At 59.7% G+C, this 5764-nt stretch carries 7 protein-coding genes, 3 tRNA genes and 1 pseudogene; 3 read left to right on the top strand and 8 right to left on the bottom strand.

Going from position 1 to position 5764, the window contains the following annotated elements:
• The 4 genes from WBH99_RS08140 to WBH99_RS08125 all read right to left on the bottom strand — a co-directional run.
• A partial coding sequence (locus WBH99_RS08140; RefSeq protein ID WP_424218060.1) for a GTP-binding protein occupies positions 1-126 on the bottom strand: 126 nt, incomplete at its 3' end.
• Between the two features lie 46 nt (positions 127-172).
• Positions 173-247 (bottom strand) — tRNA-Thr (locus tag WBH99_RS08135).
• Between the two features lie 15 nt (positions 248-262).
• Positions 263-336: transfer RNA gene (locus tag WBH99_RS08130), tRNA-Gly, on the bottom strand.
• A gap of 34 nt (positions 337-370) precedes the next feature.
• Positions 371-455: transfer RNA gene (locus WBH99_RS08125), tRNA-Tyr, on the bottom strand.
• A 124-nt stretch (positions 456-579) separates the two neighbouring features.
• Here WBH99_RS08125 and WBH99_RS08120 point away from each other — a divergent pair.
• Positions 580-1332 carry a class I SAM-dependent methyltransferase gene (locus tag WBH99_RS08120; protein ID WP_424219586.1) on the top strand — a complete coding sequence of 251 codons (753 nt, stop codon included), beginning with the start codon at positions 580-582 and terminating at the stop codon, positions 1330-1332.
• On the top strand, positions 1333-3405 hold the full coding sequence (locus WBH99_RS08115) for a sensor histidine kinase (RefSeq protein ID WP_424219585.1): 2073 nt from the start codon (positions 1333-1335) through the stop codon (positions 3403-3405).
• Here the strand turns inward: WBH99_RS08115 and WBH99_RS08110 are convergent.
• On the bottom strand, positions 3395-4027 hold the full coding sequence (locus tag WBH99_RS08110; protein WP_424219584.1) for a response regulator transcription factor: 633 nt from the start codon (positions 4025-4027) through the stop codon (positions 3395-3397). The genes WBH99_RS08115 and WBH99_RS08110 overlap by 11 nt on opposite strands.
• A gap of 145 nt (positions 4028-4172) precedes the next feature.
• Here WBH99_RS08110 and WBH99_RS08105 point away from each other — a divergent pair, with 145 nt between their 5' ends.
• Positions 4173-4616 (top strand): PhaM family polyhydroxyalkanoate granule multifunctional regulatory protein, encoded by a 444-nt coding sequence (locus WBH99_RS08105; protein WP_424219583.1) that lies wholly within the window; start codon positions 4173-4175, stop codon positions 4614-4616.
• Positions 4617-4648: 32 nt separating this feature from the next.
• On the opposite strand, the gene WBH99_RS08100 is transcribed toward WBH99_RS08105, so the two are convergent.
• The 3 genes and pseudogenes from WBH99_RS08100 to WBH99_RS08090 all read right to left on the bottom strand — a co-directional run bounded on the left by WBH99_RS08100 (position 4649) and on the right by WBH99_RS08090 (position 5609).
• Positions 4649-4807, bottom strand: a complete 159-nt coding sequence (locus WBH99_RS08100) for a hypothetical protein (RefSeq protein ID WP_424219582.1) — start codon at positions 4805-4807, stop codon at positions 4649-4651.
• Between the two features lie 452 nt (positions 4808-5259).
• A pseudogene (locus tag WBH99_RS08095) lies at positions 5260-5385 on the bottom strand (transposase); the annotation flags it as partial.
• Complete coding sequence (locus WBH99_RS08090) at positions 5334-5609, bottom strand: helix-turn-helix domain-containing protein (RefSeq protein WP_424219587.1); 276 nt, start codon at positions 5607-5609, stop codon at positions 5334-5336. The pseudogene WBH99_RS08095 and the gene WBH99_RS08090, both read right to left, overlap by 52 nt.
• Positions 5610-5764 lie beyond the last annotated feature (155 nt).

Here is a 5764-nt window from a genome sequence, read left to right as displayed (position 1 = left end):
ACCACCAAACTTCTTGGCCAGCACCGTGGCAATCGCTGCCGTCAGGGTGGTCTTGCCGTGGTCGACGTGACCAATCGTGCCCACATTCACGTGCGGCTTCGTACGCGAAAATTTTTCCTTAGCCATCACAACTCCCAAACATATAGAAATGAATTCAGACACCACGAGGCGGTGGTGCCCATGGGCAGGATCGAACTGCCGACCTCCCCCTTACCAAGGGGGTGCTCTACCACTGAGCCACATGGGCAAATCTCTACAAACCTGGAGCGGGTGAAGGGAATCGAACCCTCGTCTTAAGCTTGGAAGGCTTCAGCTCTACCATTGAGCTACACCCGCGCACCTTACCCACCACTCAGATTGGCATTTATTTTGGTGGAGGGGGAAGGATTCGAACCTTCGAAGGCTGAGCCGTCAGATTTACAGTCTGATCCCTTTGACCGCTCGGGAACCCCTCCAAACTGGAGCGACGCATTATCCAGACCCCCCACCCCATTGTCAACAAATTTTTGCCGTTTACCCGGCCTTGCTGGCACCATTACGGTTTGCCCTTGAAAGCCGCCCTTCAATCCGCCCCACACCATGCCAGCCTACCGTCACTTCGCCTTGCAGGCCGCCGCCGCACTGCTGGTTTTCTGCCTGGCCTGGCCTTACTACCATTTCAGGGCATCGCCCTGGAATTGGGGGCAGCTCTCCCTCGCCATCGGTGCCGTTGCCTTGCTGGCCGCCCACTTTGCCCGGCAACCCTGGTGGTGGCGCCTGATTCATGGTGCTTTTGCCCCTCTGCTCTGGCTCGGCCTGCAGCTTTCACTGCCGCCATCCCTGCCGCTGGCGATCTTTCTTCTCCTTTTCCTGTCTTTCCCGGGCGCCGTCAGCGGCCGGATTCCTCTATACCTGAGCAGCCCATCCACCGCCCAGCGCATCAGCCCCTTGTTGCCGCAGCATTCCAGCCTGCTGGACATTGGCGCGGGGATCGGCAGTTTATTGCTGCCGCTTGCCCATCAACGCCCCGATCTTCATCTGGCGGGGATTGAAAATGCCCCCTTGCCCTGGCTACTGGGAAAACTTCGTTGCCGCTCCATTCCTCGTCTTCAATGGCAATGGGGCAATTTCTGGGAGCACCCGCTCGATGCTTACGATACCGTGTATTGCTTTCTTTCTCCGGCCCCCATGGAAGCCTTGTGGCACAAGGCCCGGCAAGAGATGCGTCCCGGCTCGCTCGTGATCAGCAAGGCATTCCTGATTCCAGGCATCCGGCCCGAAGAGATCAGGGAAGAGGGTGGCGACCCCAAGGCAACGCTTTACATTTATCGCATCCCGGAAGGAGCGCGTTGATTGTTTTCCCGCAGCAATCCTGCCCGGTTGGCACTACCGCTCGTTGCCCTGACCAGCGTGCTGATCCTCGCTGGTTTTCTCATCGACATCACCCAGAGTCAACATTACGAGCGGGAGGCCGGCAGGCAGCGCCTGATTCACCTGACGGAACTGATTGCCGAACATACGGCTCGTTCCCTCGAAGCGGTCGACATTTTGCTGCGCGAACTTTCAACGGACCTCTCCGGACACGATCGCTGGCGCCACTGGGACGACCGTACCGGTTTCGAATATCTTGCCACCCGGCACAGTGGCGCCCTCCCCCAACTGCGCGACCTGATCCTGTTTGACCGGCATGGCGAACAGCGCTTCATTTCCACCCAATTTCCCAGCACGCACATCGATGTGCATGACCGCCCCTACTTCATGTCGCTTCGACAAGGCGCGGATTTTGCCATGTACGGCCCTTATATCGGCCGCAACTCTGGGCGTTACACCTACGCCCTGGCCAGGAGCCTGAAAGATGGCCGCCAGCAATTTTCTGGTGCCGTCTTTGCCGCCATTGAACCGGCCTACTTCCAGGATTTTTGCTGGTCGGCCCGTATCGGCGATGATTTCGAGGCGGTTCTGGTCAATACCCAGGGCCGCATCATTGCCTCCTGCCGCCCCACGGATCTGACCCGGCAGTCGCCGTTGATCGGTGCTTACGCCCTGGACGCCCTTGCCGGCGGTGTACTCAAGCATCACAAGCTGCTCAGCGGTGCTGACCATCATGCCGGGTGGCTGATTGCAGAAACCGGGGTCAGTGGTTTTCCCGATCTGCGGGTCCTCGCCCTGATTCCCGAACAGACCCTGCTGGCACACTGGAACCGCCGCCTGTTCGACTATATTGCGCTGGCCACGCTGGTGCTGCTGACCCTGCTGATTGGCGGCTGGCTATTGCACCTGCATGGTCTTCGTCTGGAAAAACAGAACAAGGAACTTGAACGCAAGCAGCAGGCCCTGGAAATCCAGCTCGCAGATTCAGCCCTGCGCCTGGAGCAACAAAAACAGGAAGCCGAGCGCGCCAATGCCGCCAAAAGCCGTTTTCTGGCGGCCGCCAGCCACGACCTGCGCCAGCCTTTACACGCCCTCGCGCTTTTTGCCTCCGATCTGCAACGACAGGTCCGGCTCAAGAAAACCGGACAACTTCCGCAATTGAGCCAGAAAATACAATCGTCCACCGAGGTCATCAGCGAATTGCTCGACTCCCTGCTCGACCTGTCGCGCCTCGATGTATCCGGCATCCTCCCGCACCTCGCCCACCATCCGCTCCGGGATATATTCTCCCGCTTGAGCACCAGCTTCGATCGTGCCGCCCAGGCCAGGGGACTGCAGCTGCGCTTTCGTGACAACGGGCTTCATGTCTTTACCGATGCAAACTTGCTGGAAAGAATGCTGGCCAACCTCATTTCCAATGCCATCCGCTATACAGAAACCGGTGGCATCCTCGTTTCTGCCCGTGCGCGGGGTTCGCAGGTGCGGCTTGAAGTCAGGGATACCGGCATCGGGATACCTCCCGAGCACCAGCAAGCCATTTTCGTCGAGTTTTATCAGATCAACAATGCGGCCCGGGAATCCCACAAAGGGCTGGGACTCGGTCTTTCCATCGTCGATCGCCTGGCCCGGGCATTGGGCTTGCAACTCGAACTATGCTCCCGGATGGGCCGCGGCAGCCGTTTTGGCTTCCTGCTACCCAAGGGGGAAAAACCTGCTTTGCCCTCCCCCCATACCTCAGCCTCGGCGCACGGCAATCTCTTGTCGGTTTGCGTCATCGGCGCAAGTGAGCGCCTCGAAGCGGTTCGCGAACTCCTCTGTAACTGGGGTTACGCGCTGGAACAAGATTGCAATCCTGCCAGGCCGCAGGAAATCATCATTACCACCTGCGACCTCTATCCCGCCCTTGCTCCCTACCTCCCGGAGGGGCGCCCCCTGATACTGCTGGGAAGCGAGGCCAGCGATGCCCCGGACGACACCCACTACCTCCCCTTGCCCATCCGCCCGGCCCGCTTGCGAGCCGTACTGCAACGTCTGGAAGCGCAACTCACAGCTTGATGCCGTAGCGGCTTGCCATGACCATGGCCTGAGTACGACTGGAAACCCCCAGGGCCTTGAACACGCCGGTGACGTGGATCTTGACGGTTCCCTCGGAAAGGCCGAGCTGCTGGGCAATATCCCGATTTGATTTTCCCTTGGCCATCAGCCCCAGCACCTGCCCTTGCCGCTCAGTCAAGCCACACTCTTCCGGCGTGACGCCCCCATTGCTGGGCAGGACCGGAATTTCATCCCCCAGCAAGGTTGCCACCGTGTCATCAGGACGGAAAATATGCCCTGCCAGCACCTTGCGAATGGCCTTGATCAGTCCATCGCCGGAATACGCCTTGGGGATGAAGCCCAAGGCCCCGTTGGCCAGCACCCGGTTGACCGTCAGGGGGTCATCGAAGGCCGAGAGAATCGCCACCGGTATCGAGGGATATTGGTTGCGGAAAATTTCGAGGCAGGCGAAACCATCCATGCCCGGCAGCGCCAGATCCAGCAACACCAGATCAAATTCTTCATCCTTTTCCAGCACCTGCAAGGCCTGGTCCCCACTCCCGGCCTCGACGACGCTCACGTTTGCATCCAGCTGGCACAACACCCGGACCAAACCCTCTCTGACCAAACCGTGGTCTTCCACAATACAATCAGGAATTTCAACATGGTTCCATCACGCCTTTCTATGTCGATGACGTTACTCTATCACCCTGGGCGCGCAGCAAAAGCCCACTCCTCCTGCAATCTCGGCTAATATAGTTCCAATCAGCCCCATCCAGGAGTTTGTCATGATTCATTCACAACAAGACCCGATGAATTTTTTACGCAATATGTGGGGGGGCATGGGCGCTTCGCTGCCCGGCATGGTCATACCTACTTTTGATGTGGATGAACTTGAAAAACGGATTACCGACCTGAAGGCGGTGGAAGGCTGGTTGCGCATGAACCTCTCCATGCTGCAGATGACCACTCAGGGTCTGGAAATGCAGAAAGCCACCTTGACCGCCGTCCATGCCATGGGAAAGATGGGTGAAAGTCAGCCCCAGCCACCCATGCCGGACGGCCCGACCGTAGGGGAATCACTTTCCCAGGCTGCACTCTGGCCCTGGAACCTGATGCAGCAGATGCAAGAGCAACTGCAGCAGGCAGCCGGTGACACTGGCTCCTCCAGCACCACTCCGGAAACCTCGGCCAGGACTTCCTCACGCCAGAGCAAGCGCGAAGGGGCCTGATCCTTCAGGGCTGATCCTTCAGGGCCGATCCTTCAGGCCCGATCCTTCAGGGCCTGATCCCTTGCACAGGCAGTCAGCAAGCGGGCATTGATCTCCCGATCGAGGTTCGTGCCGAATTCCGGGTCCAGATCCATGCCCCGGTAAAGCCACCCCCGGTAAAGCCACCCCTTTGACCCCAGGATTTTCCCCATGGGGTTTCCCATCGTTGCACTCGCAGTTTCACCCAAGTCATTTCGGCAGGTCCGGGCAGCGGCGCCTGTTGGTCCACACAGGGCAGGAGCAGTTCGCGCTGCAATAAGTGGCTATTCGTAACAGCGTGTTGAAGCAGGATCAAAGCTCCCCCGCCTCGATCCTGCGGATGAGTGTTGAAATGTCCGCGCCGTAGTTCGTGGGTGGCGGTGGTGCCCGGTGTTGGTCGGTGTTGGTCGGCGTCCTTCGGGGGGCTTCATTGCCTGCACCTTTTCCAGCACGGGCAGTCCATAGCCCATCGCCTCATCCGGCAACACTCTGGCCATCTCGGCAGGCTCCGACACGCGCTTGCTCTCAAGGAAACGCCGGGCCGCCCCACGTTTCCTTGACCCCCTCGGGGGGCGGCGCTCTCGAACCTGGGCCGTGCCTGCTTGCGGCTGTGGATGCCTTCGGTGAACAGCATCTTGGCTCGCAGCACCTCGAACGAGTAGCCACGGCCCAGCCGGTTGATGACGCGAATCAGCAAGTTCAGGCTCTCGGTGCAGGCGTTGGGGACGGGGGGCTCGAAGTAGTTGAGGATGAATGGCTGTTCGAGACGACGTAGCGCGGCTTGTTGATGAGGTGGATTTCGTCGATGCCCATCCACTTCGGCGTCTCGAAGCAGACGGTCTGCTCAAGCTCGTTGATGTAGTCGCGGAAGATGTTGCGGATCGTCCCTTCGACCACGCCGGTTTCGTCAGCCAGCGAGGTGAAGGTGCGCTTCAATGCCTGCTGCCCAATCCACTGCACCAGCCGGTCGGTCATCATCCGGTTCCCGGCCAGCAGCGGCAGCGCCTGCGAGAAGGTCTTGCCGCAGGCCTGGCAGCGCAGCCGCTTGGTGTCGATGCCGATGCCCACGCGCTTGCCGTGCAGGGGCAGGTCCTTGAATACCTGCTCGCGGGTGCCCCACGAGGTCAGGC

This window comes from Azovibrio sp., from assembly GCF_049658005.1.
GTDB lineage: Bacteria > Pseudomonadota > Gammaproteobacteria > Burkholderiales > Rhodocyclaceae > Azovibrio.
Note: the sequence above shows the minus strand (reverse complement) of the source record. Positions and strands in the feature narration are given on the sequence as shown.

Bases quoted from the DNA above. Each gene is read 5' to 3' on its own strand.
- WBH99_RS08090 (WP_424219587.1), bottom strand. From the start codon at position 5,609: ATGACCGACCGGCTGGTGCAGTGGATTGGGCAGCAGGCATTGAAGCGC.
- WBH99_RS08100 (WP_424219582.1), bottom strand. From the start codon at position 4,807: ATGGGGAAAATCCTGGGGTCAAAGGGGTGGCTTTACCGGGGGTGGCTT.
- WBH99_RS08105 (WP_424219583.1), top strand. From the start codon at position 4,173: ATGATTCATTCACAACAAGACCCGATGAATTTTTTACGCAATATGTGG.
- WBH99_RS08120 (WP_424219586.1), top strand. From the start codon at position 580: ATGCCAGCCTACCGTCACTTCGCCTTGCAGGCCGCCGCCGCACTGCTG.